Source organism: Pantoea sp. X85 (genome assembly GCF_029623675.1).
Taxonomy (GTDB): Bacteria; Pseudomonadota; Gammaproteobacteria; order Enterobacterales; family Enterobacteriaceae; genus Pantoea; species Pantoea leporis.
Window position 1 is genome coordinate 3,739,591 of record NZ_CP121108.1, and the last position, 25,372, is coordinate 3,764,962.

Sequence of the window (25,372 nt, forward strand, 5' to 3'; positions counted from 1 at the left end):
CAACCACGCGAAGCCGCTACAAGGCGCAAAAACGTTCGGCTTCGGTGAAAAAATACGCTGAATACTTTTTTGGCCTGATCGTAGGGTCTTTTGCCGCAGTTAAATGGCGTTAACACGCCGTTTTAACCTAAATTGCCCCGGCGCTAGCCGGCGAATTTCGACATAAAATCTAACATTTCCAGCCGCCAGCATCGCGCGCTCCGGCACTAATAAGCGATAAAAAAAGCCATCAGCCTGCACTTCGCGCGCTGAAGGTCTAAATTCGATAACGTTGCGAGTGTTTCTTTACATTACTGTTGACCGGCAACGAAGGCGCAAAGAAATCGCCCTGCCCGCCCGAAACACCTAATCCCGACAGCGTTTGCCACTCCGCGCGTGTTCGCACACCCGCGGCGAAAACTTGAGTTGGCGATGACTTACACACTTCCAGCAAGCTCTGCACAAACAGCTGGTTCTCGGTGCGTCGTTCAATATTGCGTACCAAACCCGGCGCAAGTTTAATCACTTCTATCGGGAATTGTTTGATATAAGCGCTGCTCACCACCGTCAAACCAGCCTGATCCACCGCAATGCGACAGCCAAATGCGGTTAACATGTGAAAAACCGGCACTAAACGGCTGATGTGTTGACAAACGTCGGCCTCAGCAAGTTCAAATAAAAAACGTTTTCTTTGCGATTTGCTGCACTGTAGCAGCAGTTTTTGCAGCCAGCGCTGAAAAGGCCGCTGCAACAGCGAATCAATATTCACGGGAAGTGCCAGAGTTTCGTCCGGCCACACTTCCGAAAGCGCCGCGATGCGCGTCACCAGTTGACGATCCCAGCTGTCAGTCATACCCAGCTGCAATACCAGCGGCATAAACTCAGCCGACACCACTTCTTTGTCGCCATCAAACACACGCGTCAGTAATTCACGATGATGGACTTTTCCATCCAGCAACACCGCCGGCTTTTGGTACAGTCGCGGACCACCACGATTGAGCGTGTTCTCCAGCAAGGTCCGCCAGCGCACACTGCCGCGCCCCATATCCAGCGTATTGCCTTCGCCAACCGACCAGCTATTACCGCCCTGCAATGCCGCACGCCGCGTAGCCATCTCCACATTTTCCATCACCTGCGACACGCTCTGACCGCTGCGCCACGCGCTGATGCCGATGTGGATCAAATCATCACGATCGACCATGCGCATCGGCGGCAGTGAATCGACGGCATTAATCAGTTGATCGGCAATGCTGTTGGCTTCTTTTAAAGTGCGATGCGGCAGCAAGACGGCGAAATCACTGCGGAAATATCGCGCCAGCAGCGCGCCCGGATAGCGCAGCACAAAGGTCGACAGCATATTAATCAAATCAAACAGATACTCTTCCACCAGCGTTGGGCCGAGGGTTTCGTGCAGCATATCGAGGTCCGGCAGACGCACCATCATCACCACGCCGTGCGTGCCGACATCTTCCTGATCTTCCAGCAACGTCGCCAATTGGTTATCAAAGAACAAACGATTGTTCAGGCCGGTACGCGGATCTTGCGCCGCAAAGGTGCGAATTAAGGTATCGATGCGTAAACGCTGCTCGCCCGCTTCCTGCAGATCGCCCAGCAGCGCATCGATGGCGCGACTGGCTTTCGGCGGCCATTCCGCCGCATGGTCACCCTGCGAATGACGTTCACCGGTCAGAATGCGATCGGCGCGCGCTTCTAACTGTTCCATATCCTGCCAGCGCCGCTTGAGCCAGCGATTGGTCATGACCAGCAGCACGCACATGATCGCGACGACCGTAAACAGGACCACCAGCGTATAAGTGCCGGTAAAGGAGCGAAACAGGGTTTTGGCCGGATCCAGCGCCACTACGCGCAGTTCGAGGCCCGGCGAATGCGTCAGGGGCAAATCGAACTGCACAAAGCGATTAGGCTCATCTTCTAACATCGGATTTTCATGGCGGGCTAAACTGAACACTAACGTATCGCCGTTCAGCAGTTGCACCTGTTCGGCATTGACCACCGGCATCATGCGCGTCAGCCACTGCGTGATTTCCTGCGGCGATTGTGAAGCCAGTGCTTTATCCACTTCAGTCGCCAGCGTTTGCATCCGCGTTTCTACGCGCTGCTGCGATAGCCAGATAAAACTAAAAGCGCAGCCCACCAGCATCAATATCATCGCCAGTAAACTTAATAAGGTAATAAACGCAGAAAATTTAGTTGTTAATCGCATCCCTGTGCCTGCATCACTGCGGTTATGAACGGTGTTAATCCGTCGGCGCCACGCTTACCCCTGGCGCAAACCTGAGCAAAATAGCACAAATCAAGGTGTGATTCAGCGCCAGACTGGCATCAAAATCGCACATAACACAGCATGATAAGCGCTACGGCGCGAGTATAGCGTTAAACCGTGATGGCCTGACTTTGCTATGGGCTTTTTCGTCCTATTCTCAAAGAGGGCGATGCGCCAGGAAATTTCACATTTTTCCCCGCAAGTTCGCGCCTGACACTGAAGTTGAGCATGCTGGTCATAATTTACTATTCACAGGAGAACGTCATGAACCTGAAGCACTTGCTCACAGAAGCCGACGTCACGCCAGAAAGCGTCTTTAATATGCGCCGCCGTCAGGTGCTGAAAGCGTTGGGATTAGGCGCAGCAGCAGCCAGTTTACCCGGCACCGCGCAAGCCGATGTGCTGAGCTGGTTTAAAGGCAATGATCGCCCGCCCGCGCCCGCTGGCCGTGATTTAGATTTCACTAAACCGGCTGAATGGCAGGCCGATTTGCCGCTCACGCCGTTTGATAAGGTGTCAGGTTATAACAACTTCTATGAATTTGGCCTTGATAAAGCCGATCCTGCTGCCAACGCTGGCACGCTGAAAACCGATCCGTGGAAGCTGCGTATCGAAGGCGAAGTTGCCAAACCGATCACGCTGGATATGGATGACATCTTCAAGCGTTTTGCCATGGAGCAGCGCATCTACCGCATGCGCTGTGTCGAAGCCTGGTCGATGGTGATTCCGTGGGTCGGTTTTGAACTCAACAAGCTGCTCAAACTGGCTGAACCCACCAGCAATGCGCGCTTTGTGGCGTTTGAAACGCTGTACGCACCCGACCAAATGCCGGGTCAGAAAGATCGCTTTATCGGCGGCGGGCTGGATTATCCCTATGTGGAAGGCTTGCGTCTTGATGAAGCGATGCATCCGCTGACGCTGCTGAGTACCGGCGTGTATGGCAAAGCGCTGCCGCCGCAGAATGGCGCACCGATTCGCCTGACGGTGCCGTGGAAATATGGCTTCAAAGGGATTAAATCGATTGTGAAGATTACGCTGACGCACGATCGCCCGCCAACGACCTGGAGCCAGATCGCCGCCAATGAGTATGGTTTTTACGCCAATGTGAACCCGCATGTGAATCATCCGCGCTGGTCGCAGGCAACCGAGCGCTTTATCGGCGCGGGCGGCATTCTGAAGGTTGATCGCCAACCTACGCTGCTGTTCAACGGCTACGCGAAAGAGGTGGCGTCACTGTATCGCGGCCTGGATTTACGGGAGAACTATTGAGTGCGCCTCTCTTTACGTCACATCACTGCGTTGAAAGTCGTGCTGCATCTGGCGGCTTTTCTGCCGTTTGTGTATCTGTTTATGGCAGCGAGTCAGGGCTGGCTGAGCGCTGATCCGGCCAAAGATATCCAGCATTTTACCGGCAGAATGGCGCTAAAGTTGCTGCTCGCCACGCTGCTGGTCAGCCCGCTGACACGCTACCTGAAACAGCCGCTGCTGATTCGCACTCGCCGCCTGCTCGGCGTGTGGTGTTTCGCCTGGGCCAGTTTGCACCTTACCAGCTACTACCTGCTGGAACTTGGCTACGATCATCTGCGTTTACTCGGCAGCGAGCTGGTTTCGCGTCCTTATTTGTTACTGGGGATGATCAGCTGGATTATTCTCTGCGCCCTCGCCATCACCTCATTCCAGCGCATGCAGCGCAAACTGGGGCGTCGCTGGCAAACGCTGCATAACGGCGTCTATCTGGTCGCGATCCTCGTGCCGATTCACTATATCTGGTCAGTGAAAGTGCTCTCCCCGCAGCCGGTGATCTACGCCGTGCTGGCCATTGCGCTGTTAGCGTGGCGTTACAATAAGTTGCGTAAACTTCTCCCCAGATAATCCCCGCACGGTTGTGTTCCTCCCGCGAGATCTGTTAAAAAGTGTGGCCTTCGGGCCGCATTCGATCAACTTCGCAGATAAGACCAGTATTTTGCTGCGAATGTCGACGAAACGGATATAATGCCCGGCTTTATTGCAAGCGAAGTCTGGTTTTTCATCCGCAAGGGTGACAAACGCAAGATGTCGCGGTATTTTACGCGATGCCTTACTGATTGCAGGAGATAGCAGCAAGATGGCGCACAAATTTCACATACTGCTTTTGAACGGTCCCAACCTGAATCTACTGGGAACGCGCGAGCCTGATAAGTATGGTCACACTACGCTGGCGCAAATCGTCGGCGATCTGACGCAACAGGCCGATCAGCACCATGTGAAATTGAGTCATTTGCAATCGAACGCAGAGTTTCAGTTGATTGACCGTATTCACGAAGCCCGCGGCAACGTGGACTACATCATCATCAATCCTGCTGCGTTCACGCATACCAGCGTTGCACTGCGTGATGCCCTGTTGGCGGTTAGCATTCCTTTTATTGAGGTGCATCTCTCGAACGTGCATGCACGCGAACCGTTCCGACATCACTCCTATCTTTCCGATGTATCTGCCGGCGTCATCTGTGGACTTGGCGCTGATGGATACGCGTGGGCTTTACAAACGGCAGTAAAACGCCTGTCACATTCCAATTAAACAGAGTACGGAACCACACTCATGGATATTCGTAAAATTAAGAAACTGATCGAACTGGTTGAAGAGTCTGGCATCTCCGAGCTGGAAATCTCCGAGGGCGAAGAGTCCGTTCGTATCAGCCGTTCACCTGCAAATGCCGGCTACCCAATGATGCAGCAGGCTTATGCTGCGCCAATGATGCAGCAGCAGCCTGCGTTGTCTACCGCGGTGGCGCCTGCCGCACCGGTTGCAGCAGAAGCCGCTAAACCAGAAATCAGTGGCCACATCGTGCGTTCACCAATGGTCGGCACTTTCTATCGCACGCCAAGCCCAGACGCGAAAGCTTTCGTTGAAGTTGGCCAGAAAGTGAATGCCGGCGATACCCTGTGCATCGTTGAAGCGATGAAAATGATGAACCAGATCGAAGCCGACAAATCCGGCGTTGTGAAGGCGATTCTGGTCGAAAGCGGCCAACCGGTTGAATTTGACGAGCCGCTGGTCATCATCGAATAACGAGGCGAAGCATGCTGGATAAAATTGTCATTGCTAACCGTGGTGAGATCGCGCTGCGCATTCTGCGTGCCTGCAAAGAGCTGGGCATTAAGACTGTTGCCGTGCACTCCACCGCGGACCGTGACCTGAAGCACGTGCTGCTGGCAGACGAGACCGTCTGCATCGGCCCGCCACCTTCAGTCAAAAGCTACCTGAACATCCCGGCACTGATCTCCGCCGCTGAAATTACCGGCGCGGTCGCGATCCACCCGGGTTACGGCTTCCTCTCTGAGAACGCCGATTTCGCCGAGCAGGTTGAGCGTTCAGGCTTTATCTTCATTGGCCCGAAAGCCGACACCATTCGCCTGATGGGCGACAAAGTGTCTGCCATCACCGCCATGAAGAAAGCAGGCGTACCCACCGTGCCAGGTTCTGATGGCTCGCTGACCGACGACATGGAAAAAAACCGTGCCTTCGCTAAGCGCATCGGTTATCCGGTGATCATCAAAGCCTCCGGCGGCGGCGGCGGTCGCGGTATGCGCGTAGTGCGCAGCGACAAGGATCTTGAGCAATCCATCAACATGACGAAAGCGGAAGCCAAAGCGGCTTTCAACAACGACATGGTGTACATGGAGAAGTATCTCGAGAATCCACGCCACATTGAGATTCAGGTGCTGGCCGATGGCCAGGGTAACGCTATCTATCTGGCGGAACGTGACTGCTCAATGCAGCGTCGCCACCAGAAAGTCGTCGAAGAAGCGCCAGCGCCAGGCATCACGCCGGAACTGCGTCGCTACATCGGTGAGCGCTGCTCTAAAGCCTGTATCGATATCGGCTATCGCGGTGCAGGTACCTTCGAGTTCCTGTACGAAAACGGTGAGTTCTACTTCATCGAGATGAACACCCGTATTCAGGTGGAGCATCCGGTGACTGAGATGATCACCGGCGTCGATCTGATCAAAGAGCAGTTGCGTATTGCTGCTGGTCAGCCGCTGTCGATCAAACAGGAAGACGTGGTGATTCGCGGTCATGCGGTTGAATGCCGTATCAACGCCGAAGATCCAAACACCTTCCTGCCAAGCCCAGGCAAGATCACCCGTTTCCACGCGCCGGGCGGCTTTGGTGTACGTTGGGAATCGCATATCTATGCCGGTTACAGTGTGCCACCGTACTACGATTCCATGATTGGTAAGCTGATTACCTACGGTGAAAACCGTGACGTGGCAATCTCGCGCATGAAGAATGCGCTGGCGGAACTGATCATCGACGGCATCAAGACCAACATTGAGCTGCAGATGAAAATCATGTCCGACGAAAACTTCCAGCAGGGTGGCACCAACATCCACTATCTGGAGAAAAAACTCGGCCTGCAAGAGAAGTAATTGCAGTGCAGAGCAAAGCAGAGGCCGGTTAACTCCGGCCTTTTTCATTTTTGTCGCCTTTGAGGTTACATAATGGATTGGCGTTTTTTACAAGCGAACAAAGAGGCGCGCTGGTCACTTTATCTGACGCTGGCCTACCTTGCCGTTTGGGGACTTTCTGCCTGGCTGGGCGGCAATGAGATCGGCGTCTTAGGCTTACCAAGGTGGTTCGAGCTTTCGTGTCTGTTCGCCCCGCTGCTGTTTATTGTGTTGTGCTGGCTGATGGTGCGCGTGCTGTTCCGCGACATGTCGCTGGAGGATAACGATGGACTCTGAAATCATTCTTCCGCTGTTGGCCTATCTGGTGCTGATCGCCGCGCTGTCGGTGTTTGCCATGCGCAAGCAGCGTCAGGGCAACTTCCTGAGCGAATACTTCCTCGGCAGCCGTTCGATGGGCGGTTTTGTGCTGGCCATGACCATCACCACCACATATATCAGCGCCAGCTCGTTCATTGGCGGCCCCGGCGCAGCCTATAAATATGGCCTTGGCTGGGTGCTGCTGGCGATGATTCAGGTGCCTGCCGTCTGGCTTTCGCTTGGCGTGTTAGGCAAGAAATTCGCCATTCTGGCGCGTCGCTACAACGCCGTAACGCTCAACGACATGTTGTACGGCCGCTACGGCAGCACGCTGCTTATTTGGCTCTCCAGCATCAGTTTGTTGGTGGCGTTTATCGGCGCAATGACCGTGCAGTTCATTGGCGGTGCGCGCCTGCTGGAAACAGCGGCCGGCATTCCTTATGACACCGGCCTGCTGATCTTCGGCGGCACCATCGCGCTCTACACCGCTTTCGGTGGCTTCCGCGCCAGCGTGCTGAACGATGCGATGCAAGGTTTGGTAATGCTGATCGGCACCTTCCTGCTGCTGTTTGCAGTGATTCACCACGCTGGCGGATTAGCCTCCGCAGTGACTAAACTGCATGATATCGATCCGCAGCTGACCTCACCGGAAGGCGTGGGCAACGTCATCAACCCAACCTTCCTCAGCTCGTTTGCCGTGCTGGTGTGTTTCGGGGTGATTGGCCTGCCCCACACCGCGGTGCGCTGTATTTCGTATAAAGATAGCAAAGCCATGCATCGTGGCATTGTGCTCGGCACCATTGTAGTGGTGATCCTGATGCTTGGTATGCATCTGGCCGGTGCGCTGGGACGCGTGATTTTGCCCGATCTCACCATCCCCGATCGCGTGATTCCCACGCTGATGATTACCGTATTACCGCCCATGGCGGCGGGCGTATTTCTTGCGGCGCCGATGGCGGCCATTATGTCGACCATCAACGCGCAGTTGCTGCAATCCTCCGCTACGCTGATCAAAGATCTCTACCTGCGTATTGCCCCGCAGCACAGTGAAAATGAAGCGCGCCTGCGCATGCTGTCAGGCACCATCACTTTTGTGCTCGGTGTGCTGCTATTGCTGGCAGCGTGGAATCCGCCCGATATGATTATCTGGCTGAATCTGCTGGCATTTGGTGGCCTTGAAGCGGTATTTCTATGGCCGCTGGTGCTGGGTTTGTACTGGGAGCGCGCCAACTCCACCGGTGCGATCAGCGGCATGCTGGTCGGCGCGGGATGCTATACGCTGCTTGCCAGCCTGAATATTGAGTGGTGGGGCTTCCACCCGATCGTTCCGTCATTGACCTTAAGCCTGCTGGCCTTCCTGGTGGGCAATCTGTTTGGCCGCACGCCTGCAACGCATGCCGCGGCACTGGAATAAAGAGAAACGCTATGCCTTGGATTCAAATCAAAATTAACAGCACCGGCGAAAACGCCGAAACCCTGAGCGATGCGCTGATGGAGGTTGGCGCGGTGTCGGTCACTTTCCAGGACACGCACGACAATCCAGTGTACGAGCCGCTGCCGGGCGAAACGCTGCTGTGGGGCGATACCGATGTCATCGGCCTGTTCGACGCTGAAACCGAGATGAGCGATGTGGTGGCCGAGTTAAGCCAGCATCCGCTGCTGGGATCCGCGTTTCGCCATAAGATCGAGCAGATCGAAGATAAAGACTGGGAGCGCGAATGGATGGATAACTTCCACCCGATGCGTTTCGGTGAGCGTCTGTGGATCTGCCCAAGCTGGCGCGATGTGCCGGATCCAAATGCCGTCAATGTGATGCTGGATCCGGGCCTCGCCTTTGGTACCGGCACGCATCCAACCACATCGATGTGTTTGACCTGGCTTGATGGCCTGGATCTGCAGGGCAAAACAGTGATCGACTTTGGCTGTGGCTCCGGCATTCTCGCTATCGCTGCACTGAAATTGGGCGCGGCACAGGCGATCGGCATTGATATCGATCCGCAGGCGATTCAGGCCAGCCGTGATAACGCCGAGCGTAATGGCGTCTCTGAGCGTCTGGCGCTCTATCTGCCCCACCAGCAGCCGGAAAACTTGCAGGCTGACGTGGTGGTCGCCAACATCCTCGCGGGTCCGCTGCGTGAGCTGGCACCGCTGATTAGCGTGCTGCCGAAAGCCGGCGGTCATCTTGGATTGTCCGGCGTGTTAGCGAGCCAGGCTGAAAGCGTGTGCGAAGCCTACGCCGAGCGTTTTGAGCTCGACGCGGTTGCAGAGAAAGAAGAGTGGTGCCGCATCACCGGCGTACGCCGCTAACCTGCCCGCTTGCCAGTCGGGCTAACTGACTGGCAAGCCGTACTATTTTTCTGAGACCCGTCTCAAAGCGCCAGCCCTTCTCAACCCTTGCCGTTTCTTTACATTTCAGTCATTACAATCCTGCTCCAGGCGATAGCGCTATCCCTGCTGGCAATGCCTTTGATGGCATTTCACTTCGATAAATCGCTGAAAGTAATGGATGATGAAAAAGAAACTTTGTTTATTCGCTCTGCTGACAAGCATGGCATCGTATGCGCACGCACACAGCTCAAACTGGTCTTATGAAGCGCCGGATGAATGGGGCAATCTGCACGCCGATTATTACACCTGTAAAAGCGGTGTGAACCAGTCGCCTGTCGATATCCGCAAGGTGGTGAATGGACAATTGCCGCCGCTAACGTTGAGCTATCAAGCCAAACAAAAATCCATCATCAATAACGGTCACACCATCCAGATCAACGTCAAAGATGGCGATGCGCTGGCGCTGGATGGCGAAGCTTATACGCTGCGTCAGTTCCACTTCCATACGCCGAGCGAAAATCTGATTGATGGCAAACGCTTTCCGCTGGCCGCGCATTTCGTCCATGCCAGCGAAGAGGGACATCTGGCGGTGGTTGGCGTGATGTTTGAAGCCGGGGCAGAAAACCCTGCGCTGGCGGAGATCCTGCGTGAGCTGCCACCTGAAGTTAACAAAGAGGCGGCGCTGCAACAGCCACTCAATCTCAGCGCTTTGATTCCGGGTCAAAAGAACTACTATCGCTTTAGCGGTTCGTTGACGACACCACCTTGTACTGAAGGTGTGCGCTGGTTAGTGATGAAGCAAACTGTTTCGGCATCAACTGAACAGCTTAAAACGTTCGCCAAACGGTTAGGTGAGCATGGCAACAGTCGCCCAGTACAGCCGCTGAATGGTCGCGTGGTTATTGAATAGTAGCCTGATGTCTGAGGTTATATCTGTCACTCCTCCACGACGTAGGTTTTTGGGGAGTGACGCTAACCCTACGTGACTAAGTAGTTCAATTAATAATCATAATGGCGTCATTTCTTTCGCTAATTACTGGAAGAAGCGGTTTTTATGTTGTGATTTCGGTCATGTTTTGAGAAAAATTTTTGTACACAATTTCAGCATATTTTTTTAATCTCATGAATTATAAAGATTAATAACTCATCCCTTACTGGATAACGCTATTTCCGTGCTCTGTGAGAGCGAATTGTTCAAAGTTTGGCCTTTCATCTTCTTTAAAAAATGCGTAATATACGCCGCCTTGCGAACAGTTAGGGTCACTTCTTTTTTCATGCGCATTGGACAACATCAGCTACGTAATCGACTCATTGCTGCGCCTATGGCCGGAGTATCCGATAAGCCATTTCGCACCCTGTGTTACGAGAACGGCGCCGGAATGACTGTCTCCGAGATGCTGTCGTCGAACCCGGAAGTTTGGGCCAGTGACAAATCCCGTTTGCGCATGGTGCATAGTGACGAGCCTGGTATCCGCGCCGTGCAAATTGCCGGTTGCGATCCTGATGAGATGGCTGCTGCCGCGCGCATTAATGTGGCGTCTGGCGCGCAGATTATCGATATCAACATGGGCTGCCCGGCCAAAAAAGTGAATCGTAAGATGGCAGGTTCAGCGCTGCTACAACATCCGCAACTGGTGGAGTCGATTCTCACCGCGGTGGTTAATGCAGTGGATGTACCGGTTACGCTGAAAATTCGTACCGGCTGGGACAAAGAAAATCGTAATTGTGTAGAGATTGCCCAATTGGCTGAACGCTGTGGCATTCAGGCTCTCACCATTCATGGCCGCACGCGCGCCTGTTTGTTTGAGGGATTTGCTGAATACGACAGCATTCGGACAGTTAAGCAGAGCGTTTCCATTCCGATTATTGCGAATGGCGACATTACTGACCCGCATAAAGCCAGAGCGGTGCTCGACTATACCGGAGCCGATGCTCTTATGGTTGGCCGTGCCGCTCAGGGAAGACCGTGGATCTTCCGGGAAATCCAGCATTATCTGGACACAGGGGAGCTGCTGGCACCGAAGCCGCTGGCTGAAGTGAAGCAAATGCTGATTGGACATATACGGGAGCTGCACGACTTTTACGGTCAGCGCAAAGGATACCGTATTGCCCGAAAACACGTTTCCTGGTATTTGCAGGAAAGTGCTCCTGATGACCAGTTTCGGCGCACATTCAACGCCATAGAGGATGCCAGCGAACAGCTGGAGGCGTTGGAGGCATACTTCGAAAATCTTGCGTAAACGAAATAAAGAGCTGAAAGAACTATGTTCGAACAACGCGTAAATTCTGACGTACTCACCGTTTCTACCGTTAACTCTCAGGATCAGGTGACCCAAAAGCCACTGCGTGATTCGGTTAAACAGTCACTGAAGAACTATTTTGCTCAACTGAACGGTCAGGATGTGAGTGATCTGTATGAGCTGGTATTGGCAGAAGTCGAGCAGCCTCTGTTGGACATGGTGATGCAGTACACCCGTGGCAACCAGACCCGTGCAGCTCTGATGATGGGTATCAACCGCGGTACCCTGCGTAAGAAGCTGAAAAAATACGGCATGAACTAATCTGTTCGTTGCTGCGATAACGCCAGCCTTGCGGCTGGCGTTTTTGTTTCTGCTGCCGGTAATTTCCTGAGGTTAAAAACGCATGAAACAATTGGCGCGATAATGGTAACGATAGTTGCAATTGCAGCAGTGATATCCTATCCCTCTTAGCAACGCATTTCCCCTCACTTTATTACGCGCTCACTTATCCTTTCATCACCCTTCAGCCCGCTTTCTCTGTGATCCTCAACCGCTTCGGCCGTAAGCGTGCAAACTCATACATCCACTCCTGAGCGTTAGCTCACACTGCTTCCATATAGTGAAACTTTTTGCACTATTTGTGATCGTGTCGTCTCGTCATGCTGCCTTTTGGTGCGCCATATTAGCCAGAATCTTCTGAGTGCTTCAGTTTATTAAAAGATCTTTCCAGAGAATTCAGGATTCTGCAAACCTGGCATCAGGTTTGCAGAGTTGTGGATGGCTAATCACCACAGACAGAAAACAGCGCACATTAAAGTGCGCGCAAACATAACAACACACGATATCGCCACACAGGATGCTTTATGAAAAAGATGATGCTTTCCACTCTGGTCGCTGCAGCCTCGCTGTTAGCCGTTGCTCAACAAGCGCACGCTGGCACCACGCTGGATGCCATTAAGAAGAAAGGTTTTATACAGTGCGGCATCAGTGACGGCCTGCCTGGGTTCTCTTATGCTGACTCTAACGGCAAATTCACCGGTATTGACGTGGATGTATGCCGTGCAGCCGCTGCCGCAGTATTTGGCGACGCAACTAAAGTGAAATACACCCCGCTGACCGCGAAAGAACGCTTCACCGCGCTGCAGTCTGGCGAAGTAGACATCTTATCTCGTAACACCACATGGACCTCATCACGCGATGGCGGCATGGGCTTCCTGTTTGCAGGCGTGAACTATTACGACGGTATCGGCTTCCTGACGCACCAGAAAGCCGGTCTGAAAAGTGCTAAAGAGTTGGATGGCGCCACCGTGTGTATTCAGGCCGGTACTGATACCGAGCTGAACGTGGCTGACTACTTCAAAACCCATAAAATGCAGTACACCCCCGTGACCTTCGACCGCTCTGACGAATCCGCTAAAGCGCTCGACAGCGGCCGTTGCGACACCCTCGCGTCTGACCAATCTCAGCTGTATGCGCTGCGTATCAAACTTGGCAAGCCAGACGAGTTCATTGTACTGCCAGAAGTGATCTCGAAAGAGCCGCTGGGGCCCGTGGTACGTCGCGGTGATGACGATTGGTTCACCATCGTCAAGTGGTCGCTGTATGCCATGCTGAACGCGGAAGAGATGGGTATCAGCTCCAAAAATGTCGATGACATGGTAGCGAAACCGACTACGCCGGATATGGCACATCTGCTGGGCGCGGAAGGTGACTTCGGTAAAGACCTGAAGCTCGATAACAAGTGGGCTTACAACATCATCAAACAAGTGGGTAACTATCAGGAAGTGTTCGACCGTAACGTCGGTAAAGACAGCGCACTGAAAATTAAGCGCGGCCAGAATGCGCTGTGGAATGCGGGCGGCATCCAGTACGCTCCGCCAGTTCGTTAATTCCATTCTGCCAGTCGGGCACCGCATCCTGCGGTGCCCACGCGTAATCTTCACTGAGGTTTTAACATGTCGCAACGCCCAACCGTAAAAAGGGATTTTTCGTTCGGTAATCCTACGGTTCGCGCCTGGCTTTACCAAATCGTCGCGATTGTTGCCGTGCTTGCTGTGGTGGGATATTTAATCCACAACACCGTAATCAACCTGGCCAATCGTGGCATCACTTCCGGATTCGGGTTTCTGGATCGCAGTGCCGGCTTCGGCATCGTCCAGCACCTGATCGATTACACCGAAGGCGACACCTATGCGCGCGTGTTTATGGTGGGGTTGACCAATACCCTGCTGGTTTCCGCGCTCTGTATTGTTTTCGCTTCGATCCTTGGCTTTGCCGTGGGCCTGGCTCGCTTGTCTGAGAACTGGCTGCTGCGCAAGCTTTCAACCATTTATATCGAGACCTTCCGTAATATCCCGCCGCTGCTGCAGATCTTTTTCTGGTACTTCGCGGTACTGCGTAACCTGCCCGGGCCGCGTCAAGCACTCAACGCTTTTGATTTGGCATTCGTCAGCAATCGCGGTTTGTATATTCCGTGGCCCGAGTACGCACCTGGCACCTGGCCATTCCTGATTGCGCTGGCGTTAGCGGTGTTGGGTTGCGTGGCGCTGTTCCGCTACAACCGTAAGCATCAGTTAAAAACCGGCCAACTGCGTCGCACCTGGCCGGCTGCGGTTGGGTTGCTGATTCTGCTGCCGCTGATTGCTCATACCTTGTTTGGCGTTGCCATGCATTGGGATGTGCCGGAACTGCGTGGATTTAACTTCCGCGGCGGTTTCGTGATGATCCCTGAGCTCGCCGCGTTGACTCTCGCGCTGTCGGTTTATACCTCGTCGTTCATCGCCGAAGTGATTCGTTCCGGTATTCAGTCGGTGCCACATGGTCAAAGCGAAGCCGCACGTTCGCTCGGTTTACCTAATCCAGTGACCATGCGACAGGTGATCATTCCGCAGGCAATGCGTGTGATTATCCCGCCACTCACCAGCCAGTACCTCAACATCGTGAAAAACTCATCGCTGGCGGCCGCTATCGGCTATCCAGATATGGTTTCGCTGTTTGCCGGTACCGTGCTGAACCAAACCGGTCAGGCGATAGAAACCATCGCGATTACCATGGCGGTTTACCTGATTATCAGCCTGATCATTTCACTGCTGATGAACCTCTACAATCGCAAAATTGCGCTGGTTGAGCGTTAAGAGAACGGGATCATTATGTCTGTTACTACACATGAAACACCGCCGATTCCGACCAATCCACTTAGCAAGGCTTGGCTCTGGGCACGCAAAAATCTGTTCTCCAGCTGGCTGAATACATTGCTGACGTTGTTCAGCATCTGGCTTATCTGGAACGTGATTCCTCCGGCACTGAACTGGCTGGTATTTCAGGCTAACTGGATTGGTGAGACGCGCGCAGACTGTACCAAAGAAGGCGCATGTTGGGTGTTTATCCATGCACGCTTTGGCCAGTTTATGTATGGACTCTATCCGCATGAACTGCGCTGGCGCATCAACCTGTCGCTGGTCATCGGCTTGCTCTCGATTATTCCGATGTTCATCAAATCAATGCCGCGTCGCGGTCGCTACATCGCTTGTTGGGCGGTGGTCTATCCGATTGTGGTTTGGTTCCTGATGTACGGTGGTTATTTCGGTTTAGAGCGCGTAGAGACTCGCCAGTGGGGCGGCCTGACATTAACGCTGATCATCGCTTCAGTGGGGATTGCCGGCGCGCTGCCGTTGGGGATTTTACTGGCGCTGGGACGCCGCTCTGAAATGCCGGTGGTGCGTACACTTTCGATCATCTTCATTGAGTTCTGGCGTGGTGTACCGCTGATCACCGTGCTGTTTATGTCGTCGGTGATGCTGCCGCTGTTTATGGCGGAAGGTACTACCATCGACAAACTGGTGCGTGCGTTGGTTGGCGTGATTTTGTTCCAGTCTGCGTATGTCGCGGAAGTGGTGCGCGGCGGTTTGCAGGCGCTACCAAAAGGCCAATATGAAGCCGCTGAATCTCTGTCGCTGGGCTACTGGAAAACCCAGATGCTGGTGATTTTACCGCAGGCGCTCAAGATGACCATTCCCGGCCTGGTGAATACCATCATTGCGCTGTTTAAAGATACCAGCCTGGTGATCATCATCGGCTTATTCGATCTCTTCAGTAGCGTGCAGCAAGCCACCGTTGACCCAACCTGGTTGGGTATGTCGACGGAAGGCTATGTATTTGCTGCCATGGTTTACTGGATTTTCTGTTTTAGCATGTCGCGCTATAGCCAGTATCTGGAGAAGCGTTTTCACACCGGGCGTGCATCGCACTGAGGCTTAACATGACACAAACTATGACTAATGCGGCTGATGCCATGATGATTACACTCGAAAACGTTAACAAATGGTACGGTCAGTTCCATGTATTGAAAGACATCAATTTAAAAGTAAAACCACGCGAACGTATCGTACTGTGCGGACCGTCCGGTTCGGGTAAATCGACCACTATTCGTTGTATCAATCACCTCGAAGAACATCAGCAAGGACGCATCGTGGTGGATGGCATCCATCTCAATCACGATGTGCGTAATATTGAACGAGTTAGAACCGAAGTCGGCATGGTTTTCCAGCACTTTAATCTTTTCCCGCATCTTACCGTTTTGCAAAACTGTACGCTGGCACCGATTTGGGTACGCAAAATGCCAAAGAAAGAAGCAGAAGAGCTGGCCATGCATTACCTTCAGCGTGTACGCATTGCTGAGCATGCGCATAAATTTCCTGGCCAGCTTTCAGGTGGTCAGCAACAGCGTGTGGCGATCGCCCGTTCACTCTGTATGAAGCCGAAAATTATGCTGTTTGATGAGCCAACCTCCGCGCTCGATCCAGAGATGGTTAAAGAAGTACTCGATACGATGATTGGCCTGGCAGAAGATGGCATGACCATGCTGTGCGTTACCCATGAGATGGGATTTGCGCGTACGGTGGCGGATCGTGTGATCTTCATGGATCGGGGTGAAATTGTGGAAGAAGCCCCACCTCAGGAGTTCTTTGCCAATCCGAAATCAGAACGTACACGTGCGTTTCTGTCACAGGTTATTCATTGATATCCAGTGAGTTAGATTAAGAAACGCCTCTGCTGAAAAGCAGGGGCTTTTTTATAACTGCAATTTGAATTGGATTAGGTTTGTGAGCGGCAGCGGAAGGTTTCCAATGCATACAAAAAAGCCCTGAACTTTCGTTCAGGGCTTCTGTGTTTGATGCCTGGCAGTTCCCTACTCTCGCATGGGGAGACCCCACACTACCATCGGCGCTACGGCGTTTCACTTCTGAGTTCGGCATGGGGTCAGGTGGGACCACCGCGCTAAAGCCGCCAGGCAAATTCTGTAATTTACCGAACTCACGCTTTAAAACTGGTGCTGATACCCAGAGTCGAACTGGGGACCTCACCCTTACCAAGGGTGCGCTCTACCAACTGAGCCATATCAGCACACTTTAATTTGATGCCTGGCAGTTCCCTACTCTCGCATGGGGAGGCCCCACACTACCATCGGCGCTACGGCGTTTCACTTCTGAGTTCGGCATGGGGTCAGGTGGGACCACCGCGCTAAAGCCGCCAGGCAAATTCTTTGTGCTCTGTCCTGCGTCTTTTACGCTGCTGCCGCGTTGGCTGCGTTCGCGCCGCTCAGTCACATACCTCAGTATGCTCCTTCACGTCGTCTCGCTTGCCGCCTTGCTTCAGCGCAAAATCCTTCGGACTCACGTCCGCAGAACAAAGCTGTATTCTTTATCCGGTAAAACAAGCTGAAAATCCGGTCTCTCAGACCAAAACGCCTCTGGCGTTGTAAGGTTAAGCCTCACGGGTCATTAGTACCGGTTAGCTCAACGCATCGCTGCGCTTACACATCCGGCCTATCAACGTCGTAGTCTTCAACGTCCCTTCAGGACTCTCAAGGAGTCAGGGAGAACTCATCTCGGGGCAAGTTTCGTGCTTAGATGCTTTCAGCACTTATCTTTTCCGCACTTAGCTACCGGGCAGTGCCATTGGCATGACAACCCGAACACCAGTGGTGCGTTCACTCCGGTCCTCTCGTACTAGGAGCAACCCCCCTCAATTCTCCAGCGCCCACGGCAGATAGGGACCGAACTGTCTCACGACGTTCTAAACCCAGCTCGCGTACCACTTTAAACGGCGAACAGCCGTACCCTTGGGACCTACTTCAGCCCCAGGATGTGATGAGCCGACATCGAGGTGCCAAACACCGCCGTCGATATGAACTCTTGGGCGGTATCAGCCTGTTATCCCCGGAGTACCTTTTATCCGTTGAGCGATGGCCCTTCCATTCAGAACCACCGGATCACTATGACCTGCTTTCGCACCTGCTCGAGCCGTCACTCTCGCAGTCAAGCTGGCTTATGCCATTGCACTAACCTCCTGATGTCCGACCAGGATTAGCCAACCTTCGTGCTCCTCCGTTACTCTTTGGGAGGAGACCGCCCCAGTCAAACTACCCACCAGACACTGTCCGCAGCCCGGATTACGGGCCTACGTTAGAACATCAAACATTAAAGGGTGGTATTTCAAGGTTGGCTCCACGCAGACTGGCGTCCACGCTTCAAAGCCTCCCACCTATCCTACACATCAAGGCTCAATGTTCAGTGTCAAGCTATAGTAAAGGTTCACGGGGTCTTTCCGTCTTGCCGCGGGTACACTGCATCTTCACAGCGATTTCAATTTCACTGAGTCTCGGGTGGAGACAGCCTGGCCATCATTACGCCATTCGTGCAGGTCGGAACTTACCCGACAAGGAATTTCGCTACCTTAGGACCGTTATAGTTACGGCCGCCGTTTACCGGGGCTTCGATCAAGAGCTTCTCCTTGCGGATAACCCCATCAATTAACCTTCCGGCACCGGGCAGGCGTCACACCGTATACGTCCACTTTCGTGTTTGCACAGTGCTGTGTTTTTAATAAACAGTTGCAGCCAGCTGGTATCTTCGACTGGCTTCGGCTCGGGGAGCAAGTCCCTTCACCTACGCGCCAGCGTGCCTTCTCCCGAAGTTACGGCACCATTTTGCCTAGTTCCTTCACCCGAGTTCTCTCAAGCGCCTTGGTATTCTCTACCTGACCACCTGTGTCGGTTTGGGGTACGATTTCGTGTTACCTGGAGCTTAGAGGCTTTTCCTGGAAGCAGGGCATCAGTTACTTCACCACCGTGGTGGCTCGTCGTCACGCCTCAGCCTTAAGATACCCCGGATTTACCAAAGGTATCAGCCTACACGCTTAAACCGGGACAACCGTCGCCCGGATAACCTAGCCTTCTCCGTCCCCCCTTCGCAGTAACACCAAGTGCAGGAATATTAACCTGCTTCCCATCGACTACGCTTTTCAGCCTCGCCTTAGGGGTCGACTCACCCTGCTCCGATTAACGTTGAACAGGAACCCTTGGTCTTCCGGCGAGCGGGCTTTTCACCCGCTTTATCGTTACTTATGTCAGCATTCGCACTTCTGATACCTCCAGCATGCCTCACAGCACACCTTCAACGGCTTACAGAACGCTCCCCTACCCAACAACGCATACGCGTCGCTGCCGCAGCTTCGGTGCATGGTTTAGCCCCGTTACATCTTCCGCGCAGGCCGACTCGACCAGTGAGCTATTACGCTTTCTTTAAATGATGGCTGCTTCTAAGCCAACATCCTGGCTGTCTGTGCCTTCCCACATCGTTTCCCACTTAACCATGACTTTGGGACCTTAGCTGGCGGTCTGGGTTGTTTCCCTCTTCACGACGGACGTTAGCACCCGCCGTGTGTCTCCCGTGATAACATTCTCCGGTATTCGCAGTTTGCATCGGGTTGGTAAGCCGGGATGGCCCCCTAGCCGAAACAGTGCTCTACCCCCGGAGATGAGTTCACGAGGCGCTACCTAAATAGCTTTCGGGGAGAACCAGCTATCTCCCGGTTTGATTGGCCTTTCACCCCCAGCCACAAGTCATCCGCTAATTTTTCAACATTAGTCGGTTCGGTCCTCCAGTTAGTGTTACCCAACCTTCAACCTGCCCATGGCTAGATCACCGGGTTTCGGGTCTATACCCTGCAACTTAACGCCCAGTTAAGACTCGGTTTCCCTGCGGCTCCCCTATACGGTTAACCTTGCTACAGAATATAAGTCGCTGACCCATTATACAAAAGGTACGCAGTCACCCCATTAAAGAGGCTCCCACTGCTTGTACGTACACGGTTTCAGGTTCTGTTTCACTCCCCTCGCCGGGGTTCTTTTCGCCTTTCCCTCACGGTACTGGTTCACTATCGGTCAGTCAGGAGTATTTAGCCTTGGAGGATGGTCCCCCCATATTCAGACAGGATACCACGTGTCCCGCCCTACTCTTCGAACTCACAATCTGTGCACTTTCGTGTACGGGACTATCACCCGGTATCGTGCGACTTTCCAGACGCTTCCACTAACGCACAAACTGATTCAGGTTCTGGGCTGTTCCCCGTTCGCTCGCCGCTACTGGGGGAATCTCGGTTGATTTCTTTTCCTCCGGGTACTTAGATGTTTCAGTTCCCCGGGTTCGCCTCGCAACACTATGTATTCATGTTGCGATGATGCACTGGGTGCACCGGGTTTCCCCATTCGGACATCGTCGGCTGTAGCGGTTCATATCACCTTACCGACGCTTTACGCAGATTAGCACGTCCTTCATCGCCTCTGACTGCCAGGGCATCCACCGTGTACGCTTAGTCGCTTAACCTCACAACCCACAGGCGTTTTGCAACGCGCGCAGACTGCAAGCATTTGAGAGACTCGAACATATCGCCGCTTCATTCTTATTACGGAGAATGAAGACGATACGTCGTTTCAATTTTCAGCTTGTTCCGGATTGTTAAAGAGCATAATACTTCGCAGCACACCGTTTCCGGTTTGCTCTGAAGTATTGTTTTGAGTCACTGTAATGGTGGAGCTAAGCGGGATCGAACCGCTGACCTCCTGCGTGCAAGGCAGGCGCTCTCCCAGCTGAGCTATAGCCCCATACAGTTACTGCAGAGACCACTACTACCACTCACCAGGAGTTCCGTTTTTGACAAACGGTAATTTCTTTTCAGGCAAGGCAAAGTGGCGCGACGTATAGTTCACTATACGAGCGGCGCTTTAACGCAGCATGAGAAGAAATTTGGTAGGCCTGAGTGGACTTGAACCACCGACCTCACCCTTATCAGGGGTGCGCTCTAACCACCTGAGCTACAAGCCTGTAGAGGTTTTTTCTGCTCGTTACTTTCTATCAGACAATCTGTGTGAGCACTTCGCGGGAAAGTATCTTCAGGTAAGGAGGTGATCCAACCGCAGGTTCCCCTACGGTTACCTTGTTACGACTTCACCCCAGTCATGAATCACAAAGTGGTAAGCGCCCTCCCGAAGGTTAAGCTACCTACTTCTTTTGCAACCCACTCCCATGGTGTGACGGGCGGTGTGTACAAGGCCCGGGAACGTATTCACCGTAGCATTCTGATCTACGATTACTAGCGATTCCGACTTCACGGAGTCGAGTTGCAGACTCCGATCCGGACTACGACGCACTTTATGAGGTCCGCTTGCTCTCGCGAGGTCGCTTCTCTTTGTATGCGCGCCTTGTAGCACGTGTGTAGCCCTACTCGTAAGGGCCATGATGACTTGACGTCATCCCCACCTTCCTCCAGTTTATCACTGGCAGTCTCCTTTGAGTTCCCGGCCGAACCGCTGGCAACAAAGGATAAGGGTTGCGCTCGTTGCGGGACTTAACCCAACATTTCACAACACGAGCTGACGACAGCCATGCAGCACCTGTCTCAGAGTTCCCGAAGGCACCAAAGCATCTCTGCTAAGTTCTCTGGATGTCAAGAGTAGGTAAGGTTCTTCGCGTTGCATCGAATTAAACCACATGCTCCACCGCTTGTGCGGGCCCCCGTCAATTCATTTGAGTTTTAACCTTGCGGCCGTACTCCCCAGGCGGTCGACTTAACGCGTTAGCTCCGGAAGCCACTCCTCAAGGGAACAACCTCCAAGTCGACATCGTTTACGGCGTGGACTACCAGGGTATCTAATCCTGTTTGCTCCCCACGCTTTCGCACCTGAGCGTCAGTCTTTGTCCAGGGGGCCGCCTTCGCCACCGGTATTCCTCCAGATCTCTACGCATTTCACCGCTACACCTGGAATTCTACCCCCCTCTACAAGACTCCAGCCTGCCAGTTTCGAATGCAGTTCCCAGGTTAAGCCCGGGGATTTCACATCCGACTTGACAGACCGCCTGCGTGCGCTTTACGCCCAGTAATTCCGATTAACGCTTGCACCCTCCGTATTACCGCGGCTGCTGGCACGGAGTTAGCCGGTGCTTCTTCTGCGGGTAACGTCAATCGGTGAAGCTATTAACTTCACCGCCTTCCTCCCCGCTGAAAGTACTTTACAACCCGAAGGCCTTCTTCATACACGCGGCATGGCTGCATCAGGCTTGCGCCCATTGTGCAATATTCCCCACTGCTGCCTCCCGTAGGAGTCTGGACCGTGTCTCAGTTCCAGTGTGGCTGGTCATCCTCTCAGACCAGCTAGGGATCGTCGCCTAGGTGAGCCATTACCCCACCTACTAGCTAATCCCATCTGGGCACATCCGATGGTGTGAGGCCCGAAGGTCCCCCACTTTGGTCTTGCGACGTTATGCGGTATTAGCTACCGTTTCCAGTAGTTATCCCCCTCCATCGGGCAGTTTCCCAGACATTACTCACCCGTCCGCCACTCGTCACCCGAGAGCAAGCTCTCTGTGCTACCGTTCGACTTGCATGTGTTAGGCCTGCCGCCAGCGTTCAATCTGAGCCATGATCAAACTCTTCAATTTAAGTTTGATTTGCTGAAACCAGTTCAGCGATGCTCATCTGTAAAACGTCATAATGAATTTCATTATGTGTTCACTCGTGAGGCTTTGATATTTTTTTGCGTCCGGAGACGCGGATATCAATCCTGCGAGTGCCCACACAGATTGTCTGATAAATTGTTAAAGAGCGTTGCGAACAGCGGCTGAACCGTCTGTCGCGAGGTGGCGTATACTACGCTACTCTCCTTCGGAGTCAAACACTTTTTTCAGCGTTTTTATCCGGCGGGATGAATTTCTTCACTCCCTGCCAAGCCGTCTGCGTTGCCGCTTTGCCGTCTCAGTGGTGGCGCATTATAGGGATCCGAATTTTTTGCACAACCCCTTTTTTCGATCTTTTTAATCGACTGGCGAGTTTTCACTCTTTTCGCTGCGATCGCGAGCGATCCGCTCAAAAATCATCTTGTTTATCCGCCTTTTAAGCCGCAGGCTTGGGTAAAAACGTAAAAGGAGAAGATCATGTCCACAGCCCTACGACCTTATAAGAACCATTTCCCGCAACAAGGCGATCGCGTGATGATCGATAACAGCAGCGTGGTGGTGGGTGAAGTACAACTCGACGATGACGTTAGCATCTGGCCGCTGGTTGCGATTCGTGGTGACGTCAATAAAGTGGTGATAGGCAAAAGAAGCAATATTCAGGATGGCAGCGTACTGCACGTCACTCACAAGTCCAGCAGCAATCCGGAAGGTTATCCGCTGATTGTTGGCGAAGATGTCACGGTAGGGCATAAAGCGATGCTGCACGGCTGTACTATCGGCAATCGCGTACTGGTTGGAATGGGATCCATTCTGCTGGACGGCGTGATCGTTGAAGATGATGTGATGATTGGCGCTGGCAGTTTGGTGCCGCCAGGTAAACGACTGGAAAGTGGCTACCTGTATTTAGGCAGCCCGGTTAAGCAGGTCCGCCCACTCAGTGAAGCGGAAATCGCCGGGCTGCTTTACTCATCCAATAACTATGTCGGTTGGAAGAATGAATATCTCTCTCAGGAAAGCCAATCTCATTCCTGATCGCCAATTTTATTCCTGCTGCATCGACTGCTTTAGTTTGGCTATCACTGGCGTGATCTCTGGCATCACGCCATGCCATAAATGGAAAGCGTGAGCGGCTTGCCCTACTAACATGCCAATACCATCCGCCAGCTGCTGCGCGCCCTGCTGCTGGCACCACAGTAAGAATGGCGTCAAACCTTGTTGATAAAACATGTCATAACAACGCGTTTGCGCATTAATTAGCGATGTGGCTAACGCCGGAACTTTGCCATCAACACCGCTCGAGGTCGCATTAATGATCAGATTAAATTGCTGATCCACTAATTGCTCAAAGCTGGCCGCTTTGATATCCCCGCTATGCTGGAAAATCTCTGCCAGCTGCTCGGCGCGTGCCACGGTGCGATTCACTACCACCAGCGAACATCCGAATGAAAGCAGCGGCAGGATTACGCCACGCGCAGCACCACCGGCGCCCACCAGCAGAATTCGATCGCCTGGATGGATCATCTGCAGTCGTTCCAGATCGCTGAGCAAGCCGATGCCATCGGTGTTATCGCCGAAGATCTTGCCCTGCGCATCTTTCTTTAACGTATTAACCGCACCAGACAATGCCGCACGCTCGCTAAGCTCATCGGCAAATTCCCACGCCTGCTGTTTAAAAGGCAGCGTGACATTGGCACCTTTGCCGCCATGCGCAAAAAAATCGGCGATCGACTGAGGAAAACCCTCAAGTGGCGCGCACTCCTTGCCATATTGATGCTCAATGCCGGTTTGCTCAGCGAACAAGCTATGAATGAAAGGAGATTTGCTATGCGCAATTGGGTGACCAAAAACGGCAAAATTTTCCATGCGTTAGCCCTGACGAATAAGTTCACCGCTAATAACGTCGCGGATTTCAGAAGGATTCAGTCGCCCACCCGTTTCAGCATGTAAGACTGGGAACTGCGGACCAAATTGCTCAGCAACCTCTTCCACATTACGACAAGGTGGTTCGCCGGAAAGATTGGCGCTGGTCGAAACCAGAGGTTTACCAAAACCGCGACACAAAGCCTGTACGTCCGGATGATCGCTAACGCGAATGGCCAGTGAGTCAAAACGCCCCGTTAACCAACGCGGCGTATGTGGCGAAGCTGGCACTACATAGGTTACCGGGCCAGGCCAACTGGCAAACATACGCTCGCGCTGCAGCACAGAGAGTTCACGGTCGGCGATATAAGGTTCCAGCTGCGCGTAATCGGCTGCAATCAAAATGAGTCCCTTCTCGACTGGACGCTGCTTGAGCGCCAAAAGCGCCATTACGGCATTCTCGCTGTCGGGATCGCAGCCCAATCCAAATACGGCTTCGGTTGGATAGGCGATAACTTCCTGTTGCTGTAGCCTCTCAATGCAAAAATCGAGACTACCCGCTGAATACTGGCTTGGCTTCATGATGATGATGCGTCCTGGACGATGGGCTTACCGCAGCGTTTGCTGGCGCAGAAGCGCTTCATGCCTTGTGCGGTTTTCTTCTCTATTAATAAAGGGAACTGGCAATGCGGGCAAACGCCTTCGACCGGCGCTGCGTTAAGGACAAACTGGCAATCTGGATAACGATCGCAAGAGTAGAAGGTTTTGCCATAGCGCGAGCGCCGCTGTACCAGTTTACCGCTCTGACATTGCGGACAGGCGATAGCTGTTTCATCAGGCTTGTCGATGGTTTCGGTGTAATCACATTCCGGGTAGTGACTGCAACCCACGAACATGCCAAATCGCCCCTGACGCAGAACTTTGTCTGCGCCACACTGAGGGCATGCATGGCCTTCCAGCACTTTAACAACGTGCCCATCTCCCTGACTTTTCAGCGGGCGAATGTAATCGCAGGTTGGATAATTTACACACCCCAGAAAAGGGCCGTGTTTGCCGGAACGTATGACTAATTCTGCCCCGCAAGCGGGGCAGAGATCGTGTTTAGGCACGGAAAATAGTGCTGATTTACTCATATTACCGGT

Annotated in this window: 20 protein-coding genes, 3 tRNA genes and 4 rRNA genes; 16 read left to right on the top strand and 11 right to left on the bottom strand. The window is 53.2% G+C overall.

What is annotated here, in order from left to right; genetic code table 11:
* Nucleotides 1–256: 256 nt before the first annotated feature.
* The gene (gene csrD, locus P6287_RS17305) at nucleotides 257–2,203 is read right to left on the bottom strand and encodes an RNase E specificity factor CsrD (RefSeq protein WP_277974161.1); all 1,947 of its coding nucleotides are present in this window, start codon (nucleotides 2,201–2,203) and stop codon (nucleotides 257–259) included.
* 324 nt (nucleotides 2,204–2,527) lie between these two features.
* Between csrD and msrP the strand changes: the two genes are divergently transcribed.
* From msrP to P6287_RS17380, 15 genes are all read left to right on the top strand, one after another.
* Nucleotides 2,528–3,532 (top strand): protein-methionine-sulfoxide reductase catalytic subunit MsrP, encoded by a 1,005-nt coding sequence (gene msrP / locus P6287_RS17310; RefSeq protein WP_101762837.1) that lies wholly within the window; start codon nucleotides 2,528–2,530, stop codon nucleotides 3,530–3,532.
* Nucleotides 3,533–4,135, top strand: a complete 603-nt coding sequence (gene msrQ, locus P6287_RS17315) for a protein-methionine-sulfoxide reductase heme-binding subunit MsrQ (protein WP_222234934.1) — start codon at nucleotides 3,533–3,535, stop codon at nucleotides 4,133–4,135.
* Between the two features lie 232 nt (nucleotides 4,136–4,367).
* Entirely contained in the window at nucleotides 4,368–4,820 is a 453-nt protein-coding gene (aroQ, locus tag P6287_RS17320) for a type II 3-dehydroquinate dehydratase (RefSeq protein ID WP_101762835.1), read from the top strand.
* 21 nt (nucleotides 4,821–4,841) lie between these two features.
* Complete coding sequence (gene accB / locus P6287_RS17325; protein WP_101762834.1) at nucleotides 4,842–5,312, top strand: acetyl-CoA carboxylase biotin carboxyl carrier protein; 471 nt, start codon at nucleotides 4,842–4,844, stop codon at nucleotides 5,310–5,312.
* 11 nt (nucleotides 5,313–5,323) lie between these two features.
* Nucleotides 5,324–6,673, top strand: coding sequence for an acetyl-CoA carboxylase biotin carboxylase subunit (gene accC / locus P6287_RS17330; RefSeq protein WP_008101999.1), 1,350 nt, complete (start codon nucleotides 5,324–5,326; stop codon nucleotides 6,671–6,673).
* A gap of 72 nt (nucleotides 6,674–6,745) precedes the next feature.
* Entirely contained in the window at nucleotides 6,746–6,988 is a 243-nt protein-coding gene (locus P6287_RS17335; RefSeq protein ID WP_222185320.1) for a YhdT family protein, read from the top strand.
* Entirely contained in the window at nucleotides 6,978–8,423 is a 1,446-nt protein-coding gene (panF, locus tag P6287_RS17340; RefSeq protein ID WP_101762832.1) for a sodium/pantothenate symporter, read from the top strand. The genes P6287_RS17335 and panF overlap by 11 nt, the downstream gene beginning before the upstream one ends.
* Nucleotides 8,424–8,434: 11 nt before the next feature.
* On the top strand, nucleotides 8,435–9,316 hold the full coding sequence (gene prmA, locus P6287_RS17345; RefSeq protein ID WP_110867451.1) for a 50S ribosomal protein L11 methyltransferase: 882 nt from the start codon (nucleotides 8,435–8,437) through the stop codon (nucleotides 9,314–9,316).
* Between the two features lie 241 nt (nucleotides 9,317–9,557).
* Nucleotides 9,558–10,247: a carbonic anhydrase family protein gene (locus P6287_RS17350; protein WP_277974162.1), complete on the top strand. Its 690-nt coding sequence runs from the start codon at nucleotides 9,558–9,560 to the stop codon at nucleotides 10,245–10,247.
* Between the two features lie 364 nt (nucleotides 10,248–10,611).
* The gene (dusB, locus tag P6287_RS17355; RefSeq protein WP_101762829.1) at nucleotides 10,612–11,577 is read left to right on the top strand and encodes a tRNA dihydrouridine synthase DusB; all 966 of its coding nucleotides are present in this window, start codon (nucleotides 10,612–10,614) and stop codon (nucleotides 11,575–11,577) included.
* 24 nt (nucleotides 11,578–11,601) lie between these two features.
* Nucleotides 11,602–11,898 carry a DNA-binding transcriptional regulator Fis gene (gene fis, locus P6287_RS17360; protein WP_007891954.1) on the top strand — a complete coding sequence of 99 codons (297 nt, stop codon included), beginning with the start codon at nucleotides 11,602–11,604 and terminating at the stop codon, nucleotides 11,896–11,898.
* A gap of 542 nt (nucleotides 11,899–12,440) precedes the next feature.
* Nucleotides 12,441–13,466: an amino acid ABC transporter substrate-binding protein gene (locus tag P6287_RS17365; protein WP_101762828.1), complete on the top strand. Its 1,026-nt coding sequence runs from the start codon at nucleotides 12,441–12,443 to the stop codon at nucleotides 13,464–13,466.
* Between the two features lie 66 nt (nucleotides 13,467–13,532).
* Nucleotides 13,533–14,711 carry an amino acid ABC transporter permease gene (locus tag P6287_RS17370; RefSeq protein ID WP_101762827.1) on the top strand — a complete coding sequence of 393 codons (1,179 nt, stop codon included), beginning with the start codon at nucleotides 13,533–13,535 and terminating at the stop codon, nucleotides 14,709–14,711.
* 15 nt (nucleotides 14,712–14,726) lie between these two features.
* On the top strand, nucleotides 14,727–15,827 hold the full coding sequence (locus P6287_RS17375; protein WP_061720212.1) for an amino acid ABC transporter permease: 1,101 nt from the start codon (nucleotides 14,727–14,729) through the stop codon (nucleotides 15,825–15,827).
* Nucleotides 15,828–15,835: 8 nt separating this feature from the next.
* Entirely contained in the window at nucleotides 15,836–16,597 is a 762-nt protein-coding gene (locus P6287_RS17380; RefSeq protein ID WP_061720213.1) for an amino acid ABC transporter ATP-binding protein, read from the top strand.
* Between the two features lie 155 nt (nucleotides 16,598–16,752).
* On the opposite strand, the gene rrf (P6287_RS17385) is transcribed toward P6287_RS17380, so the two are convergent.
* The 7 genes from rrf (P6287_RS17385) to P6287_RS17415 form a co-directional block, all read right to left on the bottom strand.
* Nucleotides 16,753–16,868 (bottom strand): 5S ribosomal RNA (rrf, locus tag P6287_RS17385).
* A gap of 36 nt (nucleotides 16,869–16,904) precedes the next feature.
* Nucleotides 16,905–16,980: transfer RNA gene (locus P6287_RS17390), tRNA-Thr, on the bottom strand.
* Between the two features lie 15 nt (nucleotides 16,981–16,995).
* Nucleotides 16,996–17,111 (bottom strand): 5S ribosomal RNA (gene rrf / locus P6287_RS17395).
* A gap of 225 nt (nucleotides 17,112–17,336) precedes the next feature.
* Nucleotides 17,337–20,243 (bottom strand): 23S ribosomal RNA (locus tag P6287_RS17400).
* Between the two features lie 202 nt (nucleotides 20,244–20,445).
* Nucleotides 20,446–20,521, bottom strand: a tRNA-Ala gene (locus P6287_RS17405).
* Between the two features lie 143 nt (nucleotides 20,522–20,664).
* Nucleotides 20,665–20,741, bottom strand: a tRNA-Ile gene (locus tag P6287_RS17410).
* Nucleotides 20,742–20,814: 73 nt separating this feature from the next.
* Nucleotides 20,815–22,355, bottom strand: a 16S ribosomal RNA gene (locus P6287_RS17415).
* Together the 16S, 23S and 5S rRNA genes with 3 tRNA genes alongside form the textbook arrangement of a ribosomal RNA operon.
* 492 nt (nucleotides 22,356–22,847) lie before the next feature.
* On the opposite strand from P6287_RS17415, the gene P6287_RS17420 reads away from it, so the two are divergent.
* Nucleotides 22,848–23,402, top strand: a complete 555-nt coding sequence (locus tag P6287_RS17420) for a gamma carbonic anhydrase family protein (RefSeq protein WP_137386627.1) — start codon at nucleotides 22,848–22,850, stop codon at nucleotides 23,400–23,402.
* Between the two features lie 9 nt (nucleotides 23,403–23,411).
* Here the strand turns inward: P6287_RS17420 and aroE are convergent, their stop codons facing one another.
* Genes aroE through P6287_RS17435 form a run of 3 tightly spaced genes read right to left on the bottom strand, consistent with a single transcriptional unit; the run spans nucleotide 23,412 to nucleotide 25,363 of the window.
* Complete coding sequence (gene aroE, locus P6287_RS17425; RefSeq protein WP_277974163.1) at nucleotides 23,412–24,233, bottom strand: shikimate dehydrogenase; 822 nt, start codon at nucleotides 24,231–24,233, stop codon at nucleotides 23,412–23,414.
* Between the two features lie 3 nt (nucleotides 24,234–24,236).
* Nucleotides 24,237–24,812: an L-threonylcarbamoyladenylate synthase type 1 TsaC gene (gene tsaC / locus P6287_RS17430; protein WP_192414906.1), complete on the bottom strand. Its 576-nt coding sequence runs from the start codon at nucleotides 24,810–24,812 to the stop codon at nucleotides 24,237–24,239.
* Complete coding sequence (locus P6287_RS17435) at nucleotides 24,809–25,363, bottom strand: type I DNA topoisomerase (RefSeq protein ID WP_192414903.1); 555 nt, start codon at nucleotides 25,361–25,363, stop codon at nucleotides 24,809–24,811. Before P6287_RS17435 ends, tsaC begins: the two co-directional genes overlap by 4 nt.
* Nucleotides 25,364–25,372 lie beyond the last annotated feature (9 nt).